This is a genomic window from Planococcus donghaensis (assembly GCF_001687665.2).
GTDB lineage: Bacteria > Bacillota > Bacilli > Bacillales_A > Planococcaceae > Planococcus > Planococcus donghaensis.
In genome coordinates, this window is sequence record NZ_CP016543.2 from 1118718 (window position 1) to 1139715 (window position 20998).

General features: G+C 39.7%; 18 protein-coding genes. 8 read left to right on the forward strand and 10 right to left on the reverse strand.

The genetic code is table 11. The annotated features are described in order from the left end of the window. Position 1: 1 nt before the first annotated feature. From BCM40_RS05555 to BCM40_RS05575, 5 genes are all read right to left on the reverse strand, one after another. The gene (locus tag BCM40_RS05555) at positions 2-1483 is read right to left on the reverse strand and encodes a Na+/H+ antiporter subunit D (RefSeq protein WP_065526789.1); all 1482 of its coding nucleotides are present in this window, start codon (positions 1481-1483) and stop codon (positions 2-4) included. Continuing rightward, positions 1476-1823 carry a Na(+)/H(+) antiporter subunit C gene (locus tag BCM40_RS05560; protein ID WP_008428232.1) on the reverse strand — a complete coding sequence of 116 codons (348 nt, stop codon included), beginning with the start codon at positions 1821-1823 and terminating at the stop codon, positions 1476-1478. The genes BCM40_RS05555 and BCM40_RS05560 overlap by 8 nt, the downstream gene beginning before the upstream one ends. Continuing rightward, entirely contained in the window at positions 1823-2245 is a 423-nt protein-coding gene (locus BCM40_RS05565) for a Na(+)/H(+) antiporter subunit B (RefSeq protein ID WP_065526788.1), read from the reverse strand. Before BCM40_RS05565 ends, BCM40_RS05560 begins: the two co-directional genes overlap by 1 nt. Next, positions 2232-4646 carry a Na+/H+ antiporter subunit A gene (locus tag BCM40_RS05570; protein ID WP_065526787.1) on the reverse strand — a complete coding sequence of 805 codons (2415 nt, stop codon included), beginning with the start codon at positions 4644-4646 and terminating at the stop codon, positions 2232-2234. The genes BCM40_RS05565 and BCM40_RS05570 overlap by 14 nt, the downstream gene beginning before the upstream one ends. 239 nt (positions 4647-4885) lie before the next feature. Beyond that, entirely contained in the window at positions 4886-6118 is a 1233-nt protein-coding gene (locus BCM40_RS05575; RefSeq protein WP_065526786.1) for an MFS transporter, read from the reverse strand. 181 nt (positions 6119-6299) lie between these two features. Here BCM40_RS05575 and BCM40_RS05580 point away from each other — a divergent pair, with 181 nt between their 5' ends. Together BCM40_RS05580 and BCM40_RS05585 are read left to right on the forward strand one after the other, a co-directional pair. After that, entirely contained in the window at positions 6300-6992 is a 693-nt protein-coding gene (locus tag BCM40_RS05580; protein WP_065526785.1) for a peptidylprolyl isomerase, read from the forward strand. Positions 6993-7070: 78 nt separating this feature from the next. Further along, positions 7071-7331, forward strand: a complete 261-nt coding sequence (locus BCM40_RS05585; protein ID WP_065526784.1) for a DUF1871 family protein — start codon at positions 7071-7073, stop codon at positions 7329-7331. Positions 7332-7391: 60 nt separating this feature from the next. On the opposite strand, the gene BCM40_RS05590 is transcribed toward BCM40_RS05585, so the two are convergent. Next, positions 7392-7595, reverse strand: coding sequence for a helix-turn-helix domain-containing protein (locus tag BCM40_RS05590; RefSeq protein ID WP_065526783.1), 204 nt, complete (start codon positions 7593-7595; stop codon positions 7392-7394). Between the two features lie 104 nt (positions 7596-7699). After that, positions 7700-9034 (reverse strand): sodium-dependent transporter, encoded by a 1335-nt coding sequence (locus BCM40_RS05595; protein ID WP_065526782.1) that lies wholly within the window; start codon positions 9032-9034, stop codon positions 7700-7702. Positions 9035-9182: 148 nt separating this feature from the next. Here BCM40_RS05595 and BCM40_RS05600 point away from each other — a divergent pair, with 148 nt between their 5' ends. Together BCM40_RS05600 and yugI are read left to right on the forward strand one after the other, a co-directional pair. Then, the gene (locus BCM40_RS05600; protein ID WP_065526781.1) at positions 9183-11786 is read left to right on the forward strand and encodes a hypothetical protein; all 2604 of its coding nucleotides are present in this window, start codon (positions 9183-9185) and stop codon (positions 11784-11786) included. An 86-nt stretch (positions 11787-11872) separates the two neighbouring features. Beyond that, positions 11873-12247: a S1 domain-containing post-transcriptional regulator GSP13 gene (gene yugI / locus BCM40_RS05605; RefSeq protein WP_008428249.1), complete on the forward strand. Its 375-nt coding sequence runs from the start codon at positions 11873-11875 to the stop codon at positions 12245-12247. 25 nt (positions 12248-12272) lie between these two features. Here the strand turns inward: yugI and BCM40_RS05610 are convergent, their stop codons facing one another. After that, on the reverse strand, positions 12273-13586 hold the full coding sequence (locus tag BCM40_RS05610) for a sigma 54-interacting transcriptional regulator (protein ID WP_065526780.1): 1314 nt from the start codon (positions 13584-13586) through the stop codon (positions 12273-12275). A gap of 139 nt (positions 13587-13725) precedes the next feature. Here BCM40_RS05610 and pruA point away from each other — a divergent pair, with 139 nt between their 5' ends. The 4 genes from pruA to BCM40_RS05630 all read left to right on the forward strand — a co-directional run bounded on the left by pruA (position 13726) and on the right by BCM40_RS05630 (position 19141). Further along, the gene (pruA, locus tag BCM40_RS05615) at positions 13726-15270 is read left to right on the forward strand and encodes an L-glutamate gamma-semialdehyde dehydrogenase (RefSeq protein WP_008428253.1); all 1545 of its coding nucleotides are present in this window, start codon (positions 13726-13728) and stop codon (positions 15268-15270) included. Positions 15271-15347: 77 nt separating this feature from the next. After that, entirely contained in the window at positions 15348-16541 is a 1194-nt protein-coding gene (locus BCM40_RS05620) for an ornithine--oxo-acid transaminase (RefSeq protein ID WP_065526779.1), read from the forward strand. Positions 16542-16622: 81 nt separating this feature from the next. Continuing rightward, positions 16623-17867, forward strand: coding sequence for a Glu/Leu/Phe/Val family dehydrogenase (locus tag BCM40_RS05625; RefSeq protein ID WP_065526778.1), 1245 nt, complete (start codon positions 16623-16625; stop codon positions 17865-17867). Between the two features lie 110 nt (positions 17868-17977). Then, on the forward strand, positions 17978-19141 hold the full coding sequence (locus tag BCM40_RS05630; protein WP_083394476.1) for an iron-containing alcohol dehydrogenase: 1164 nt from the start codon (positions 17978-17980) through the stop codon (positions 19139-19141). Between the two features lie 34 nt (positions 19142-19175). On the opposite strand, the gene BCM40_RS05635 is transcribed toward BCM40_RS05630, so the two are convergent. Beyond that, complete coding sequence (locus BCM40_RS05635) at positions 19176-20162, reverse strand: cation diffusion facilitator family transporter (RefSeq protein WP_065526776.1); 987 nt, start codon at positions 20160-20162, stop codon at positions 19176-19178. A 15-nt stretch (positions 20163-20177) separates the two neighbouring features. After that, on the reverse strand, positions 20178-20906 hold the full coding sequence (locus BCM40_RS05640; protein WP_065526775.1) for an MgtC/SapB family protein: 729 nt from the start codon (positions 20904-20906) through the stop codon (positions 20178-20180). Positions 20907-20998: the final 92 nt, after the last annotated feature.

Genomic DNA, 20998 nt, shown 5'->3' on the forward strand with positions numbered 1-20998 from the left:
CCTACTCCTTTAAGACCGCATCAATATAGATGGATGGATTCAGCAGCACTTCACCTGCACCTGAAATAAAGGGCATGAAGAGTTCCGCGCCGACCCCGAATACCACTGTCATGGCAACAAGGATGACCGTTGGAATAAACATTTGATTGAAAGTAGATTTCTGTAAAGGAACAGTTTCGACAGGTTGTCCCCAAAAAGCATAGATGAAGATTCGCACAGCGCTAAGCAATACAACTAAGCTAGTAGCTAAGACGATGATACTTCCCCAAAACTGTGGGCCTTCAAATCCGCCTTGAATAATAAGTAACTTTCCAGGAAATCCGCTTAGCGGAGGAATACCAGCTAAACCAAATGCAGTTAATAAGTAAACCCACCCTAAAACCGGATAAGTTTTGATCAACCCACCCATTTTGCGAAGATCTGTTGTCCCAAAAAGTACCGCAATAATTCCAACTAAGAAAAACAAAGCAGCTTTAATCATCATATCATGAATCAAGTACATTATAGATCCATCGATACCTGGCTGATTTAGTTGAGCGACACCAAATAAAATGACGCCAACTGCAATAATGATGTTATAAATGATAATTTTTTTGACATCAAAGTATGCAAGAGCACCAACACAACCTGCCAAAATGGTAAGAATCGCAATAATTCCTAGCAATTCATGAGTAAATCCAACATTCATCGTAAAGAACAAGGTGTATGTACGCATGATTGCATAAACCCCGACTTTTGTCAGCAATGCCCCAAACAGCGCTAGTATCGGAATCGGCGGTGCATAATACGAACCTGGCAACCAGAAATACAAAGGGAAGATGGCCGCTTTAAAACCAAAAACCACGAGGAACATAACGGCAATAACCGTTAAAATACCCGTTTCTTCAATTTGCGGAATCTTTACTGCCAAATCCGCCATATTCAATGTACCTGTAACCGAGTAAAGAAAAGCAACAGCGGCAACAAACAAAGCAGATGAAATGATATTTACTAGCAAATATTTAATGGATTCCCGTAGTTGTGGTTTTTCGCCCCCATGAACGATTAACGTATAAGAAGCCATTAACAACACTTCAACAAAAACGAATAAGTTGAAAATATCGCCCGTTGTAAAAGCACCGTTAACTCCGACCATTAGAAACAGAATGCCTGGATAATAAAACGACTGCTCACGTTTCACACCAATTATTGGAATGCTATAAAAAATAACAAACAAAACGAGCAATGAAGCTGTGACAACTAGTAAAGCAGAAAGTGGATCCGACACCATGGAAATACCAAAAGGTGCTGGCCAGCTACCAAGCGTTACCGCTTGAACTCCATCTGCATTAACTTTTGCTAAAAGTACAAGAGCAAAGAGTAAAGTAAATCCTGTACCGACCACAGCTAACACGCGCTGAAGTTTTATGTTTTTTGGAAAGATCATCAGGATGGTAGCAAAAAACAAAGGAATGATGATTGGGAACAAAAGTAAATTACTCATAATCTTCAGTACCTCTCAGCAAATTCATATTGTCGGTACCAAGCTCCTGATAAGACCGGTAGGCGAGCACTAAGAAAAATGATGTTACAGCAAATGAAATGACAATCGCTGTCAAAATCAATGCTTGAGGAAGAGGGTCTGCATAGTCGCTGACACTCACTCCGTGAGAAACAACAGGTGGCGAGTTCCCCCCGAGTCCACCCATTGTTAAAAGTAAAAGGTGAGCACCGTGACTCAATAAGCCTGTACCAATAATGATCCGGATTAAACTTTTTGAAAGCATTAAGTAAACAGCTGCCATAAAGAGAAAGCCAATGGCAACGGACATAATTATTTCCATTATTCATCCTCTCCAATCGTTTGAATAATGGTCATCGTAACCCCAACAACAACCAAGTAAACTCCTGCGTCAAACAGCATTGCTGAATGCAGGGAAGTTTTACCGAAAAGCGGTAAATCAAAATATCCAAAAGCGTGTGTGAAAAAAGGAACATCAAAGATTATTGCCCCAGCTGCTGTAGCAAGAGCGAGCAACAAACCAATAGCTGTCATGGTCACATAATTAATAGGCAATATCTTTTTCACTGTTGCAATATCAAAGGATAGCATCAACAGCACAATAGCACTAGTAGTCAATAACCCACCGACAAAGCCACCACCGGGTGTGTAATGTCCTGCAAAAAATATATGGACAGCAAACATCAAAATGATGAAGGTCACTACTTTGGTGGCCGTTTGAAGCATTACATCATTTGTTCTCATGCTGATCCTCCTTTTTTGTCAAGCGCAGTTTGATCATTGTGATAATGCCAATACCGGCAATACCTAATACCGCGATTTCAAACAATGTATCAAATCCACGGTAATCTACTAAAATAACATTGACGATATTTCCGCCGCCTGCTTCTTTATAAACCGTTTCTTTATAGAATTCGGAAATAGAAGGCATGGCTTTTTGGGATAGGGAAGACAAAGCAACCAAAGTCATTGTTGTTCCAACACCTATTGCAACAAGTGCATTTCCAAATCGGAAGCGCATGCGTTCTTCTTTTCGACTGATCTGTGGCAGATGATAAAACGCCAGCAAGAACAGAGCAACAGAAATCGTCTCAATCACGAGTTGTGTTAAAGCCAAATCAGGAGCACGGAAAATCACAAAGAATAATGCAACTGAATAACCGACTGCCCCAAGAGCGATAATTCCCGTAAGCCGAGATTTAGAGAAAAGAATCGTAAATGTGGACCCAACTAAAGCGATTAAAATTACGACTTCATAAAAACCGATAGGTGCAAGATTCGTGAAATTAATGGCAAATGCATCGGTTAAGAATAAAGTTCCAAGAACAATGAAGACCACAAAACTAAACATATACACCAAGTACGAACGGATAAAGCCTGTCATGTAAATTCTAGAGAAACGGTTTGCACCCGTATCACTCAAAAACATCATATTATCGTAAAGTGCATTTAGCGAAATAGCATCTGGGAAAAGATCATAACTCTTCTGCCATTTGCGCAACGTCCAAAACATCAGGAACCCGATCGCGAAAATACCGAGTGTCATAAAGAACTCAAGTTTAAATCCATGCCAAGCTTCTACATGTACTTTTATATCTTCAGGTGAACTATACAAGAAAGGTTGCATAGCTAAAACTGCTGGTTTAACTAACCAATCTCCAATAAGATTCGGGATAAAGAAAATTACAACAACAAGAAGTGCCAAGAATACTGGTGAAACTAGCATCCCAATCGGTGCTTCGTGAGCCGGTTTAGGTAATTGATCTGGTTTATGTTCGCCAGCAAATGTGTGGAACACAAAATAGAAGCTATAAATAAACGTGAATATTGAGCCAAGCCATGCCACAACAGGGAATAAGATGCCCCAAACGTCCATAGAGAACAAATCAAATTCTGTTAATGACAGCATCGCAGTCAAAAACATTTCCTTACTCAAGAATCCACCAAACGGAGGCAAGCCTGCCATTGAAAATGCGCCAATCACAGCGACAGTGAAACTGATTGGCATCAAGCTCATCAATCCACCGAGTTTGCGAATGTCTCGCGTACCAGTTTCATGATCAACGATACCCGCAATCATAAACAAACTGCCTTTAAATACGGCGTGGTTGATCAAGTGAAAAATTGCGGCAAATCCAGCATATTTAAACGTTGTTTCAGCAATATTATCGATGTGATAACCTGCAGCTGATGTGCCAAGTAACGACATGATCAAGCCCAATTGAGAAACGGTTGAAAATGCCAAGATTCCTTTTAAGTCTTTTTGCTTTAAAGCAAAAAATGAACCCCAGAACATAGTGAATAGCCCGACTCCTGTAACTAGCCACATCCATGTACCTGATATTGCAAAGATTGGAGTCAATCGTGCAACTAAGTACAATCCGGCTTTAACCATTGTTGCAGAGTGCAAATAGGCACTAACAGGAGTAGGCGCTTCCATTGCATCTGGAAGCCAGATATAAAACGGAAATTGTGCTGATTTTGTAAACGCACCAAACAACACTAAGACAAGCGCCCAAAGGAAGAAGTCGTGCGACACAAGTTCAGTCGCTTGCGGTATTAATTCGCGTATCGAATATGTACCACCCATAATACTTAGTAATACAAATCCCCCAAGCATCATCAATCCGCCAAAAACGGTAATCATCATAGATTTTAATGCACCAAAACGGGAGCGGTCACGGGTATACCAATAACCAATCAACAAGAACGATGAAATCGAAGTCAATTCCCAAAATAAATAAAGGGTGATTAAGTGGTCACTTTGGACAATACCAAGCATTGCCGTCATGAACATTAACAAGTAAACGTAAAAGTTATGTAATTGCTCACGATGTTTGTCCAAATAAAAAATGGAATATAGCACTACTAAAGCACCAATACCTGTAATCAGTAAAGTGAACAAGAGGCTCAATCCATCGATATACGCGATGAATGCGATATCAAGCGAAGGGATCCATTGGAATTCAGACACCAAATTACCGCCATGTATGGTTGTAGGAAGTAATGAAACGTAGTAACTGAATAAAACGACAGGAACAATTAAAACAAACCAGCCAGTATGGATCTTTCCGACTTTCTTAAATAACAGCGGAACAAACAAGGCTGCAAGCAAAGGTAAAAAGATTAAAAACACAAATGACAAATGAATCCTCCTTCCAGCATATACGTGATGAGTTTCTAATTAGAAATTATAACGTAAATCGAGTGGATTTGCACCGCTCATCAATTAATGCCCTCAGATTCCATGCACTTTTTATAAACTTTAGAAATAGGAAGAAACCCGTTTAAAAAAATTTTTCGGATTTCATAAAAAAGCATAAAAAAACTGTAGACAATTCGAGTTGTCTACAGTTTGATACGTCTACCATTCAATTTATATTTTTACGTATTCTTTAATTCTTGTTCTAACAATACGTCTTCAAAATCTTGCTGTGGTTTTGCAAGTGTTACCCGAAGAAAGACAAAAGCAAAGATAAATAAAATGCTTGTCACGATAAAGACGGACGAAATACCGATAAACCCACTAACAATACCGCCGAAAACAGGACCGATGATGTTCCCTAGAAAACGGAAACTCGTATTATATCCCATAATTTCGCCCTGAATCTCAATCGGTGCTTCACGACGCATTAACGCAGTGGTTGTTGGAATCATTCCGCCAACCGCTACACCGAAGAATAAGCGCAAAACAATCAATTGCCAAAGGTCGGTAACAAAAGCTTGAGGGATGATAAAGACAAATGCTAGAACGAGCAATAAGCCCAGTACTTTTTCGTAGCCAATCGAATCGCCTAAGCGTCCCCAACGTCGGGCAAACAATAAATTACCTACACCGGTGGCACTAAACGTAACCCCTGCAAGAAATGCTACTTGCGCCGTTCCGGCTGTGAGTTCTGCTACATAAAGTGAAAGTAAAGGTTGTATGCTAAAGTTCCCAATTTGAATTAGCGCTGTGATAATCATTACGTTTAGCATTAACCGGTGATTTAAAATGCCATTAATAATCGTTTTTGGAGCATATACATGCGCGCCTTTTACTTTAACGCGTTTGATCTCGTGTAAACCAAAAACCACAAACAATGCAGCAATAGTAATTATGGTTGCCGTTATTAAAAATGTATATTTAAATCCAAAAGCATCCGCCATCAACCCACCGAGAACTGGTCCAAATAATGTGCCAGATACACTGCCCATCTGAAGTGTTCCAAGTGTTTTTCCTGCGGTTTCTTTAGAAGTTTGTGAGCTAACAAAAGCTAAAGAAGTAGGGATAAATCCGGTGACCAAACCCATAAATAAGCGAATCATAAACAATTCTGTAACGGAATCAGCTGTTCCCATCAAAAAAATACTGGTCGCAATACCAAAGCCGTTAATGATTAATATGGGCTTAAAGCCATACTTGTCGGCAATGCGTCCCCAAACTGGAGACATGATTAAAGCCGCAACAAAAGTTACACCAAACACAAGCCCAGACCAGCGTTGTACGTATTCATCCGAAAAATTGCCGAGCGATTCAATATAAAGAGAAAGGAATGGCATAATCATTGTCGTACTGCCGGCAACGAGGAAGTTAGTGAACATAATAATAAAGAAATTCTTTTTCTGTGTATCCATATGGAACCCTTCTTTCTGGAAGGAGCATTTGTTCCTATTATATATTACTTCGTTACACGAAGAAAGCGATGAAAACTATTGGTTTATTCAGAAAAAAGGCGCAAAAGTTAGTGAGAAACAAGCAAAAAAAGCTGATTTTTAGTTTTCAATTTCTATGCTAAAATAAAGCGGGGTGAAAAAGATGAAAAAAACAATTATAGTATCGATTTTTATGGCATTTTTACTTGGAGCATGTTCAGACCAACAAGCAGAACCGAGTACGGAAACAACAACCGAGAACAATCAAGTCGAGGTAGATGGCTATCCGCAATTGTCGGAAGAAGTTGCTGAAGGTGAAGCGCTAGTCGAATTGAACACCTCAATGGGAACGATGAAAATCAAATTATTTCCAGAGATTGCACCAAAGACGGTTGAAAACTTTTTGACGCATGCTGAAGATGGCTATTACGATGGCTTGACGTTCCACCGGGTTATTGAAAACTTCATGCTGCAAACAGGAGATCCAACAGGCACGGGCGGTGGTGGCGAAAGTATTTATGGCGCACCATTTGAAGATGAATTTAACGATCATCTCGTTAATATTCGAGGTGCTTTGTCTATGGCAAATGCTGGACCTGGAACAAATGGCAGTCAGTTTTTCATTGTTCAAGCGCCAGAAGTTACAGAAGACATGTTTAAAAAGGAGTACCCACAAGAACTTCAAGATGCCTACTTGGAACAAGGGGGCACGCCTTGGCTTGATGGAGGACATACTGTGTTTGGGCAAGTAATTGAAGGGTTGGAGGTAGTCGACGCGATCGCTGCAGTTGAAACCGTTAATGATAAACCAGTAGAAGAGGTTACTATCGAATCTATTGAAGTTCTTCAACGATAACCAGAATACGTTGGAGTTTGAATTTTAATTTATGTGCTATTATAGCCTTTAACGATAGAGAAATGTTAGGTGAAACTAATGGATATAAATGAAATGAACAGAAAAGCTATAACAATCATGAAATATTGGGATCCTTTTGCTATAGGTTCCGAGTCGTATGGTCAGGAAATTGGCAATGTAATTACGCAATTGCAAGTTTTAGATGATCCGTCAGATCTCGCAAAAACCATTCAGATGAATTATGAGTATTCGTTTGGAAAATGGATTCCTTTAGAACAATGTGTAGACATCTCCTACAAATTAATCGCACTTAAATTCAAAGCAAAACACATTATTTAAAACAAAAAGAGCATTCGGCAACATATTGCCGAACGCTCTTTTTTGTTTGAGTTTCTAAAATTACAAACCGTCCACTAAATTAGATGCAGGTACTTCTAATGCATTAGAAAGGATCATAATGTTCTGGGTTGATGGAACTTCTTCGCCGCTTTCGAAAGCTTGAAGTCTAGCAATCCCTATGCGCGTTTTTAATGCGAGTTCGTCTAATGACAAGTTACGTTCTTCGCGAAGCGCTTTTAATTGTGCGTGTAACTCTTTATTCATATTCATGCACTCCTTCTCATAAGAAACTTTCTTCTATAATACATATTATCATGTAGAGAAGTATTAAGGTAGCTTTAAATTAGAGGCTAGTCGGGCAAGCTGGATTAAAAAATTGCGATTAAGCCACGGATAAATACAACAATAATAGCAACTGGTGCTACATAACGCACTAATACGCGCCAAACATCAACCCAAACTTTTTGCTGAGATAATTCGTTGTGTGCATCTTCTTTTGTTAATACATAGCCTGCGAATATCGCAGTAAACAAGGCACCAAGTGGTAAACCAATTCTGCTTGTTATGGTGTCCATGAGATCAAAGAACGTCATCCCGAAGAAAACTTCTTGCGGCATCACACCGAAAGATAAAGCACTTGGAATTCCAACAACGAAAATCATAATACCGAAAATAACCGCGATGCGACGACGACGATCATACTTACTTTTAACACCAATAGAAACGGCAATTTCCAACATCGAAATGGAAGAAGTCAACGTTGCAAAAAGCAATAAGATAAAGAAGATAATGATTAAAAATTGACCCATAAACAATTGATCAAAAACAGCAGGTAAAATGATAAACACCAATCCAGGGCCTTGGTCAGGTGTATATCCTAAAGCGAACACTGCTGGGAAGATAATTAATCCGGCCATAATTGAAATCACGATATTTAACGACACTACGCTGACTGAAGAGCGTGTTAAGTTTTCTGATTTTGATAAATAAGAAGCATAAGTAATCATTCCCGCAACACCTACGCTCAACGAGAAGAATGCTTGACCAAGTGCAATTAATGCAGTTTCAAAATTAAAGTAAGACCAGTCAGGAACAAACATAAAACGTACGCCTTCCATCGCACCATCAAGTGTTAGCGAACGAATCATTAAAACAACGAAGAAAATAAGTAAAGCGGGCATCATAATTTTGCTAGCACGTTCGATACCGCCTTTAATTCCTCCAGTTACAATCCAAACTGTTAGCCCCATGAAAGCAGCTTGTGCAATGAGTACTTCCCATGGGTTTGTGATGATTCCGACAAACAAATCGGCAAATTCACTGTCTTGTAAACCCGATAGTTGAAACAGGATCGATCGGCCTAAGTAGGATAGAACCCAACCTCCAACAACGCTGTAAAAAGACAAAATTAAACATGAAAAGATAAATCCAGACCAACCAATTAAATACCAAGGTTTTTCCGGGGCTTGTTTTTTGAGTCCAGTCACTGCATCTGCCTGGCCTCTTCGACCAATCACAAATTCAGCAAGTAAAACAGGCAAGCCGATTAATACTGTGCTAAGGATAAACAGCAAGATAAAGACACTGCCTCCATTGGCACCGGTTTCATATGGAAATTTCCAAATCGCTCCTAAGCCGATAGCACTTCCTGCTGCCGCTAATATAAAACCGAACTTAGAGCTCCATTGGTCACGTTTTTTCAAAGTTATCACTCCTATTTCTTGTAGATTTCCTCATTTTACACGAGCAGCACTAAAAAAAATAGCAATTTTTGAAACGTTCTTCTTCTAAATTCGTATTTAAATGTAACGGCAAAGAAAAAAGATTATTCAGACGAAAAGGAGTGGCAGTATGTCTTTCGTAACAGATGATTATAAAAAGGCGAAAAAAGGAAATAGAGCTGCATTCAATAACTGGATTGAGCCTCAATTACCAACTTTTGGGCGACTTGCCTTTCAATTAGGTGTCCCTTTAAAAGAGTTACCGAACTTTCAACTCCTTTGTCTACAACAATTTCAAAAAGAGCTTTATCAAATGGACGAAAACCAAGCAACAGTTCGATTGTATCAACTAATGGTTGAACGGCTATCTCTGCATAAAACCCAAGTTGCAAACAGGGAAGAACCCGACGTTCTGGGATTTGAAGAAGACATTGAATTGCATAAGGAGCTACAAAATCTAGTAACAGATCAACGGATAGCTATCGTGTTTACTTATTTCCATACCAATTCCTTTCCAACAACGAGCATTCTCATACCAAAAACAGAAAAAGAAATAGAAGAGTTGATCACTGCAGGTATGCAAACCCTTCAAGAAAAACTCAACTTAGACCATTTGCAGTTAAAGCAACGATTTTCAATGCTGGATAAATCTTATCAGCGGTTTACTCCACCTGTGCCACTTGCGCAAGAGAGTGACAATTCCACGATAGAAGTGGCATCTGAAAAATCGAAACCCAATCCCGTTTCACAGCCTGTCCGAAAAAAAACAAGCTTTATGTTAGGGGCGGCATTTCTTTTTTTAGCCACTGTAGTAGGTGTAAGTTTTGCTATGAACGAGCAGCCAATTGATTCTGGAAAATCAACCGAGCAACAGCAACCGGAAACAATTACAGATGAAAAATTGGCAGAATGGCGAGAGCAATACGAGGATATTAAAAAAACATCCCCCGGCCGTTTAGGGATTTCAGCTGAACAATATGAAAAACTCGACTATGTAGAACGAGCTGATGAGGAAATGGAGCTTGTTTTTAGTAAGGAAAAAGTTAACTCCTTAAAAAACAATCCTCTTGAGATGGAAGCGACAGTTAATCGTCTGTTTAGAAAAATTGAAACGCCGCAAGGAATGGTCGAGGCCTTATCTCGTCATTCGATGTTAGCTGCTGAAACGGAAGAATTTTTAATAGATTACTCAGTGAAAACAGACGAGTTGCGCGGCTATGTAGACGAACTACTTATCAAATACCAATCTGAGCTAAAGGGAATTGTCGTCATGGAGCAGTTGTCTTCAGAAAAGCTAATAGCTCAATCTCACAATTACCCAGAAGAGGTGCATCTCGTTGCAAAAGCTTTAGCTGAATACAATTTAATGATCATCCCCCATCCAAATAAAGAGCGGTTCAGGGCCATACGAAGTGTTAATCCACTTTATGGACAAAACTTGATTAACAGCGATCCTTACGCTTTTCAATATTTAAGTTGGTTGGCTGGAGATCCTTATATGGATGATAGTGGGTTTTTATGGAGCCTAGAACAAGTAACAGAACAGCTCTTAGCAATGGAGCAAGCCTTGTTAGAAGAAGGAATAGATAGTTCTTTATTTGATGCGGTGGATGTTACATACCAGCAAATGTTTTGGCAACTCGTAAAAGGGAGTGAAAATACGATGATCTTTGACGACAACGGGACTGTAAAACTGGAATACCGAGATGCCTGGAATCGCATTGCGTCATCCAATCCAATGGCGTATATCATATTGCCGATTTTGAAAGAAATGGAAGCGAGCAACTGGACCGCTTCAAAATCTTATGATGAATTGGAATTTCATCATTTATCAGATGCTGTCGATATGGAAAAGTCAGGGGAGCTTGCGAATAAGTTGCCCAATGGCAATTTAGCGATCGAAGACGAGCTAGTCGATATGAAAGAATTTAACTATAGCCGAATAAAGGATTTATACAACTCATTTAAAACGAGCTATGATTTGCAATTGTTAGCAGGAGTACCACCTTTAGATGTGCTATTTATGTATCATTACGCCAATCTCATTAAAGATCCAAAAACACAATGGTATTTACTAGCAGATAGTCCATTTAAACCAACACTTGAAACATACGTACAAGAGTGGCAACCAATTCCTGAGCTTACCGAAAAAGCGAGATGGGTCGAATTGTCTGCTGAATCATTCAGACAGCGTATAAAAGAAAAGGTCTATATTTATCCACAAGTTAATATGGATGAATTTGAAGAACGAATGGATTTACTATTAGTTACGGAAAAAGACCAAATTTGGCAGATCGACTACAGACATTTCGAAGATTATGATTTACTCGACACAAATCAGCAGTTTGTGCAACGAGTTGAAAATTTGTATCAAGCGTTTGCAGTAGATCATGAACAAAAGCATCTAGAAAACGCTAAACCGGGCGAAATAGCAGGTGTCTTTTTTAAAGCTGTGGAACAGCAAGATATTCCAACGGTAAAGCAATTGATGCTTGGACTCGATATGGGAGATGAAGAATTTGTAACCTTTTTTGAAATGCATAATCTCCGACCATTTTCCGAATTGGCTCAACTAACATTTAAAACACATTTTGCGCCATTCGTTTCATCAGGACATGATGGTTCTATAGAAATTAAATATGAGTTAAATTCGCATGAAGGCTTGTTCCAACAGCATTTCTTTATGGAGAAAACCAAAAAGGGGTGGCGAATGGCGAACATGAATAATTACTGATTTTACTCTCGGCATATAGTTGTGCTATAATATACAGATGCCAATAGGTGTACAGGATAATTAGATATGACTAGGAGCGGGTAAACATGACAAAAACATACCAAACAGGCGATACGGTTTCAGGAAAAGTTACAGGAATCCAGCCATACGGCGCATTCGTAGCTTTAGACGACCAAACACAAGGATTGGTCCACATTTCAGAAATCACTCACGGTTACGTGAAAGAAGTTAGTGAGTATTTGGAAGTAGGACAAGAAGTTGACGTAAAAGTATTGGAAGTTGATACAAAATCTAAAAAAATCAGCTTATCAATTCGCGCACTTCAAGAGCAGCCAGTAGCAGCTCAAAAAACTGAAAAACCAAAACAATCTCTTCAGTCACACGTGAACGAAAGTGATTCTGAAGGATTCAACTCTTTGAAAGAAAAAATGCAAGAGTGGATCAAGCGTTCTGGACAGTAAGAAAGCAAAAAACGAAGCGTAGACATTATGTCTGCGCTTCGTTTTTTTTGATTTTTCGTAAACGGTATTGAAGGTTTTGTCGACTCATACCAAGAGCAGCAGCTGCTTTTGTGACATTGCCATGATGCAAGTCCATCGCTTTTTGCAAGTAATACATTTCAGCTTCAAACAAATATTCCTCAAGTGGCAATAACTCCGTAGTAGACTGAACGATAAAATCTTCAGGTTTTTGTGCTCCGTTCAAATGATTTTTCAGCATGAAATGATGCGGTAACATATCTGCTGTAACAATTTCTTGGGTTGTCAACATGGACGTAATTTCATCTAATAGCAATTCCAGTTCTTTTAAATTCCCGGGCCAGTCATAGTCATGTAGCAAATCTGTGACTTCTTTGTCTAGCCCATGGACAACAGATCCTACCATCATTCGGTGACGTGAAAAATAATCATTTACAAATGGCAAAATGTCTTCTTTACGCAGACGAAGTGGTGCCACTTTTATCGTCATAGAAGAAAAGAAATAGTAAAGGTCTTTCAGCAATTTATGTGACGTGATTAATTCGACTGGGTCTTCACCGACACTGGCGATAAAATACGTATTTCCACGCGAACGTTCTTCTACCATCTCTAGCAACTGTTCCTGCAAAGGCAGAGGTAGCAAATCAATTCGTTCACAATAAATGGTGCCTTCGTTAATTTGTTTGATGTCTTCACCAAGTTGATCGATAATCGTTCCGTCGGTTCCGTGACAATAAAGCGTATGCATGGGTCTTTCGGAAGATTGCGCCCAATGAATCGCTTCTGCAATCAACTCTTTTCCAGTACCAGATTCACCTACTAGAAGTACCGGCAAATTTGCAATTGCTGCTTTTTCAGCAGTAGCAATTACTTTTTTCATGCTTTTCGATACGGCAGATATGGTTGAAAAGGTAATGGGCTCGTCGTATTTTTTTAATGGTTGATAAATGACTTTTTCAAGAGTTGTGACATCGCGCGATAACTCGATTGCACCAATCAACTTATTTTTATCAAATACCGGATAGGTATCATTAATGGTGGTAATTTCTTGGCCTTTACGGTTCCAATAAGTTTGTTTGACATTGAAAACAGGGATTTTACTTTGAAGCACTTGTAACATTGTGCTTTCTTGTTGGTCAAACCGGAACAATTCTAACAGCGAACGGTCCGCAAGTTCCTCGAAATCGAATCCTTCAATTTCTCGCATTTTCTTATTATATAAAACGGTCTTTCCTTTTGTGTCTATGGCGTGAATTCCAATAGCTACATGCTCTCCGGCAAATTTATAAAACGGTGATAAATCGATATCTTCCGGCTTCAAAACGCTCACTCCAAAATTATTTTGATTTTTTAAACGAAAAGACTTGAATTATGCAACAATCTTTTGCATTATTATAAGTGGAAACAGTTTGAAAGTGCAAATTTTTTTTGCGCTCACTTAAAATTCAAGGAGGATTTACATGATTCCCTACAAACACGAACCATTCACAGATTTCTCGGTTGAAAAAAACCGCACAGATTACCTTGAGGGCTTGAAAACAGTTGAAGCTTACCTTGGACAAGATTATCCGTTAATTATTGGTGGAGAACGAATCACTACTGAAGATAAAATTATTTCTTTCAACCCTGCTAACAAAGAAGAATTGGTTGGACGAGTTTCTAAATCGAACAAAGAATTAGCTGAAAAAGCAATGCAAGCAGCTGATGAAGCTTTTAAAACATGGAGAAAAGTTAAACCTGAAGTTCGCGCGGATGTTTTACTTAGAGCAGCTGCAATTGTACGTCGCCGCAAACACGAATTCTCAGCACTTTTGACAAAAGAAGCTGGTAAGCCTTGGAACGAAGCAGATGCAGATACAGCTGAAGCAATCGATTTCATGGAATACTATGCTCGCCAAATGCTACGTCTTAAAGATGGTATGCCAGTAGAAAGCCGTCCAGGCGAAGACAACCGTTATGACTATATTCCTTTAGGCGTAGGTGTTGTTATTTCACCTTGGAACTTTGCTTTCGCAATCATGGCTGGTACAGCTGTAGCAGCAATGGTAGCAGGTAACACGGTTCTATTAAAACCAGCATCAACGACTCCGGTAGTTGCTTATAAATTTATCGAAGTTCTTGAAGAAGCGGGCATGCCAGCTGGTGTTGTTAACTTTATTCCAGGACCAGGATCTGAAGTAGGCGACTACTTAGTAGATCATCCGAACACTCGCTTTATCTCATTCACAGGCTCTAAAGAAGTAGGTCTGCGCATTGCAGAACGTTCTTCTAAAGTGAACGAAGGGCAAATTTGGATGAAACGTTTAATCGCTGAAATGGGCGGTAAAAACACAATGGTCGTAGATAAAGAAGCAGACCTTGAACTTGCAGCACAATCAATTGTAAAATCAGCATTTGGCTTTAGCGGACAAAAATGTTCAGCTGGATCTCGCGCAGTAATTGTTGAAGATGTTTACGATACAGTTCTTGAGCGCGTAATCGAGTTGACAAAAGAATTAACAATCGGTGACCCAACAGATCAGTCTAACTACATGGGCCCAGTTATTGATGGCAACTCATACAACAAAATTATGAGCTATATCGAAATTGGTAAAGAAGAAGGACGCTTAGTTGCTGGTGGAGACGGAGACGATTCAAAAGGATTCTTCGTAAACCCAACTGTCTTTGCTGACCTTGACCCACAAGCTCGCATTATGCAGGAAGAAATCTTTGGTCCAGTTGTTGGATTAATGAAAGCTAAAGATTTTGACCACGCACTTGAAATTGCGAACAACACAGAATATGGCTTGACTGGTGGAGTTATCACAAACAACCGCGCTAACCTAGAAAAAGCACGTGAAGATTTCCACGTTGGTAACTTATACTTCAACCGCGGCTGCACAGGCGCAATCGTTGGATATCAGTCATTCGGTGGATTTAACATGTCTGGAACTGACTCAAAAGCAGGCGGCCCAGATTATATCGTTCTTCACATGCAAGCAAAAACAACTTCTGAGATGTATTAATCTATCACCAAATGGTATAATAATTCATTAAAAGGCAGACTACGGTCTGCCTTTTTTAAAAAAGAGGAGGAATTTACATGACACAAACACAAACAATTATTGAACAAACAGAAAAATTTGGTGCGAACAATTATCATCCACTTCCGATCGTTATTACAGAAGCTGAAGGTGTATGGGTAAAAGATCCAGAAGGCAATAAGTTTATGGACATGTTGTCAGCTTACTCGGCGGTTAACCAAGGTCACCGCCACCCAAAAATCATTCAAGCATTAAAAGATCAAGCGGACCGTGTAACATTAACATCACGTGCTTTCCACAACGATAAATTAGCTCCTTGGTACCAATTAATTTGCGATATTTCAGGGAAAGAAATGGCATTACCAATGAATACAGGCGCAGAAGCAGTTGAGACCGCTTTCAAAGCTGCACGTCGTTGGGCTTATGATGTAAAAGGTGTTACTGAAAACCAAGCAGAAATTATCGCATGCGACGGCAACTTCCATGGTCGTACGATGACAGCTGTTTCATTATCATCAGACCCTGAATACCGTAAAGGTTTTGGACCAATGCTGCCAGGCATTAACTTAATTCCTTTTGGCGATTTAGAAGCGTTGAAAAATGCAATTACACCAAACACAGCAGCATTTTTAATCGAACCAATTCAAGGAGAAGCAGGAATCATCATGCCTCCAGAAGGTTTCTTGAAGGCAGCGAGAGAACTTTGCCGCGAAAACAATGTCCTATTTATTGCAGATGAAATCCAATGTGGACTTGCACGTACAGGTAAAATGTTTGCTTGCGAATGGGAAGATGTAAACCCGGATATGTACATTTTAGGTAAAGCACTTGGTGGCGGTGTATTCCCAATTTCATGTGTAGTTGCGGATAAAGACATTCTTGGCGTATTCAACCCAGGGTCACACGGTTCTACTTTTGGCGGTAACCCACTTGCATGTGCAGTGTCTGTTGCTTCATTAGAAGTATTGCTAGATGAAAAATTATCAGAACGCTCTCAAGAACTAGGTGAATATTTCATGGGCAAATTACGTGAAATCAAGCACCCTTCTGTAAAAGAAGTTAGAGGCCGCGGGTTGTTCATCGGTATGGAACTAACAGAAGCAGCAAGACCGTATTGCGAACAATTGAAAGAGTTGGGGCTATTGTGTAAAGAAACGCACGATACGGTAATCCGTTTTGCTCCGCCATTAATCATTACAAAAGAAGAATTAGATTGGGCGATCGAACGCATTCAAAAAGTATTCGCTAATTAATTTCTACATGGCAAATAAATCTTCAAATGTGTTACACTAGTTGCTGAGTAAATACTAAATATAAAGAGGCGAATTAATACAATGACTGAAAACTTGAACTTGTTGACGTCTACGCAGAATGTTATTAAAACTGCACTAGATAAGCTTGGATACGAAGATGCGATGTACGAGCTTTTAAAAGAACCAATGAGAATGTTAGAAGTGCGCATTCCTATCCGTATGGATGATGGCAAAACAAAAGTCTTTACGGGATTCCGTGCACAACACAGTGATGCGGTAGGTCCGACAAAAGGTGGAGTTCGTTTCCACCCGGATGTAAACCGTGAAGAAGTAATTGCATTATCAATGTGGATGACATTGAAATGTGGAATTGTAGAATTACCTTACGGCGGTGCTAAAGGTGGCATTATTTGTGATCCACGTGAAATGTCGATGCACGAGATTGAGAAATTGAGTCGTGGATACGTCCGAGCAATCAGTCAATTTGTTGGGCCAAACAAAGACATCCCGGCACCAGATGTATTCACCAACTCACAAATCATGGCTTGGATGTACGATGAATACAGCAAAATTGATGAATTCAATTCTCCTGGTTTTATTACAGGTAAGCCAATTGTTCTTGGTGGATCTCAAGGTCGCGACAAAGCAACTGCTCAAGGCGTAACCATTTGTATTAATGAGGCAGCAAAAAAACGTGGCTTGGATATGCAAGGTGCGCGTGTTGTTATTCAAGGTTTTGGTAATGCAGGAAGTTTCCTTGCGAAGTTCCTTCATGACGCTGGGGCGAAAGTAGTTGGAATATCAGATGCATACGGTGCTCTTCATGACCCAGATGGTTTAGATATCGATTATTTACTAGACCGTCGTGATAGTTTCGGAACAGTTACTACATTGTTTGATAACACCATTACAAATAAAGAATTATTTGAATTGGATTGCGATATTTTAGTACCGGCGGCTATTGCAAATCAGATCACTGAAGAAAATGCCAACAACATTAAAGCTTCTATTGTAGTTGAGGCAGCTAACGGCCCAACAACTGCAGAAGCGACGAAGATGCTAACAGATCGCGGGATCCTTTTGGTACCTGACGTTCTAGCGAGCTCTGGTGGAGTTACAGTTTCTTACTTCGAGTGGGTACAAAATAACCAAGGTTATTACTGGACACAAGAAGAAGTGGATGAAAAACTCAACAAAAAATTAGTAGATGCCTTTGAAAACGTATATAATGTTGCGACTACACGTAATATTGACATGCGTTTGGCAGCTTATATGGTCGGCGCTCGTAGAACTGCAGAAGCTTCACGCTTCCGTGGATGGGTTTAAGACACAAACAAACCGTCTGGATTTTTTCCAGGCGGTTTTTTGGATTCAATTTTTTGCAATTTGTTTCGCATAACTTCATAATGAAATTTGAATAGAGGAGGATGATTGGATTGAACGCATTTTCATTTTACAACCCAGTAAAACTTATTTTTGGTAAAGGGCAATTACAAGCTGCTAAAGAAGAATTGCCGAAATACGGTAAAAAAGTATTACTTGTATACGGTGGAGGCAGCATTAAAAAGAATGGCCTCTACGATGAAGTGACTCAAATGTTATCTGAAGCTGGACTTGAAGTTTTTGAATTAGCTGGAGTAGAACCAAATCCGAGAATTTCAACTGCTAAAAAAGGCATTGAAATTTGTAAAACAGAAGGCATTGATGTGTTATTAGCAGTAGGTGGCGGTTCAGTTATTGACTGTACTAAGCTAATTGCTTCTGGCGCAAAGTACGATGGCGATGCATGGGACCTAGTTTCTCGTAAAGCACAGCCGGAAGATGCACTACCTTTTGGAACAGTGTTAACACTCGCTGCAACTGGTTCAGAAATGAATGCAGGATCAGTAATTACGAACGAAGAAACACAAGAGAAGTACGGTTGGGGAAGCCCGTTATCATTCCCGAAATTCTCTATATTAGATCCAACATACACATTGTCTGTACCGGAAAATCATACAGTATACGGAATTGTGGACATGATGTCTCATATTTTTGAACAGTACTTTAATGATGCAACAAGCACACCTGTTCAAGACCGCATGTGTGAAGGTGTCTTAAAAGCAGTAATCGAAACTGCTCCGAAATTGATGGATGATCTTCAAAGCTACGAGCACCGCGAAACAATTATGTTCGCTGGTACAATGGCATTGAACAAATTCCTTGAAATGGGTTACAGAGGAGACTGGGGTTCGCATAACATCGAACACGCCGTATCTGCAGTTTACGACATTCCACATGCTGGCGGATTGGCAATTTTATTCCCGCAATGGATGCGTCATAACGTGAAAGTAAATCCAGCTCGCTTTGCTCAAATGTCCGTTCGTGTCTTTGATGTAAATCCAGAGGGCAAATCAGAAGAAGAAGTGGCTTATGAAGGGATTGATCGCTTGTCAGCGTTCTGGACTTCTTTAGGAGCACCAACTCGCTTGGACTACTACGACATCGACGATTCCAAAATCGATGCGATGGTTGACAAAGCGATGGTTTACGGAGAATTTGGTAACTTTGCAAAACTAAAAGGTGAAGATGTAAAAGAAATTTTACAAGCGTCACTATAAAAAGAAGGCTCAGCGCTTAGCGCTGAGCCTTTTATTAATTTTTATGAAGTTGATCTGGTCGTTTACTTAAATGTTTCCAATGCGTTTCGCCATCATCTGCATCAAGAGAAACAATAACGTCGTCGACACTTGGCTGACTCAAAATGATTTCTGCTAAACGTTCTTGTAAAGCGTCCGCTTGAATAATGTTTAAATGTGGATCAACTTCTATTTTAGTTTCTACGTGAAGGAATTCTCCTTCTTTTACCACTTCTAACTCGCGAATGTCTCGAACATCCGGGTGATCAGTTAATATATGAGCAATGTGATTAACCATTTGCTCGTCCGTCTCACCGATTGCTCCGCGCGCATTATCCATAAACACTTTGCCGACCACGTACAACATCATAAGTCCGATTGCGATAGAGGCAGCTCCTTCAACTTGTAGAAATCCTGTAGAATGGGCAATTAATACGGCAGCTAGTGCCAACACTCCGCCCGCAGTTGCGACTAGGTCTTCTAGAAACACTAATTTTGTTGCGGGCTTTGCACGATTTAAATGCGCAAAACTTGTAGTAAGAGGTGCCATTGCGCCACCTTTCACGCCCGCTTCATGTAAAATTTCTTTGCCCGCTTTATATAGAACAAAAAATTCAAGAAGAATGGCAATAGATAATACCACGACACTAATGATGAATCCTTCTGCTTCTACTGGTTCAGTTAATTGATGCCAGCCTTCGACAATCGTTTCATAAGCCATAACGCCGACAATAAGAACTGCTCCTAAAAGTACAATATTTAATAAGCGGCCAAAACCATTCGGAAATCTTTTTGTCGGTGCTTTCTTCGAGAGAGCGGATCCAATAAACACAAAGTATTGGTTGGCTGCATCGCCGATAGAGTGCATTGTTTCGGCGAACATCGCAACATTTCCTGTGAAAAAGAATGCGACACCTTTCATTATTGCGATAAACGTATTAATGATTGCTGCCGTTAATGACGGCTTATTGCCCTTTTTCAGTAAACCAAAAAACTCTTTCATAAAACTCCTCCTCGATTAAATCAATTCAATTTCAACTTCTTTTACTTTTTCCATATCTGATAACTCTTGATAAAGATCAATGGTATCCTTATCGTGAGAAACAGACATGCGTATTGCCAACTCATGAAAAGAAAAAGAACTCTCTTTATCTGAGTGGGTAATCGATAAACTTTCTACAATAGATCCGCCTGCTTTTAATTCGTCTAACACTTCCCGAATGGCCGAACGTTCAGTTACCACCACTTTAATGTTAGCTTCGACCATTTTTAGTCGGGTCGGTCCGAATTTAAAAAGAAGGGGAGGTAAAACTTCTATTGCAAAAAGAACAATCAGCACAGCTGTGATAGCTTCAATATAAAATCCTGCTGCCACAGCAATGCCAATGCCACCAGCTCCCCAAATCATAGCAGCCGTCGTCAAACCTGATATCGAATCATTTCCGCGTTTTAAAATGACGCCGGCTCCTAAAAATCCGATACCTGAAACAATTTGTGAGGCTAGACGTAGAGGGTCCATTGTAATATTAACATTATCATATTCACTGCCTTGTGCAATATAGGCAGATTCAATTGAGATAATTGTGATTAAACAACTAAACGTAGAAATAACGATGCTGGTCTTTAATCCAACAGGTTTACGCTTTAATTCTCTTTCCAATCCAATTACTAAACTTAAAAGAGCTGCTATTAGTAGCTTGAAAAAAGTTTCTAATGAAGAAACTTCCAATGCGCTGAAAAACTCCATGAGGAAAACCTCCAATTTCATTAACTTATATTGATTCTGTATAAAGAAAGTGGCAAACTTATTTAGTGGTTGTCGGTAGAGAAAAAGCAGAA